This is a genomic window from Vibrio sp. 2132-1 (genome assembly GCF_033344315.1).
This window is the reverse complement of record NZ_JAWPON010000367.1, coordinates 1-684: the sequence shown is the minus strand read 5'-3', so window position 1 is coordinate 684 and position 684 is coordinate 1. Positions and strand designations below refer to the sequence as shown.

1 pseudogene is annotated in these 684 nt (G+C 45.9%); it reads left to right on the top strand.

The window, feature by feature from the left end:
• Positions 1 to 684: pseudogene (locus R8N47_RS25455) on the top strand (PrkA family serine protein kinase); the annotation flags it as partial.

The following is a 684-nucleotide window of genomic DNA, read 5'->3' as shown; positions in this document are numbered from 1 at the left end:
AGTTTCTAGCCCTGTGTAAGGATGACAAAAGTGCTTATGCTAATGCAGCAGAACGCCTACTGATGGCAATCGGCGAGCCAGAGATAATAGATACAGCTAAAGACCCACGTTTGAGCCGCATCTTCTCCAACCGCGTTATCTCTCGCTACGAAACATTCAAAGACTTCTATGGTATGGAAGATGCGATTGAACAAATTGTTTCTTACCTAAAACATGCGGCACAAGGATTAGAAGAACGCAAACAGATCCTCTATCTATTGGGCCCTGTTGGTGGCGGTAAGTCCTCACTTGCTGAAAAATTAAAATCGCTTATGGAAGCGATGCCTATTTACGTATTGAGCGCTAATGGCGAACGCAGCCCAGTGAACGACCACCCATTCTGTTTATTCAAAGCGACCGAAGATGGCGAGATTCTGAAAACGGACTACGGTATTGAGCAGCGCTATCTTCGCTCAATCATGTCGCCTTGGGCAGCAAAACGCCTTCACGAATTTGGTGGCGACATCACTAAGTTTAAAGTGATGAAAGTTCGTCCATCTATCCTTGACCAAATCGGTATTGCGAAAACCGAACCTGGTGATGAGAACAATCAAGATATTTCATCACTCGTCGGTAAAGTGGATATCCGTAAACTCGAACACTACTCTCAAGACGACCCAGATGCGTACAGCTACTCTGGCGCGC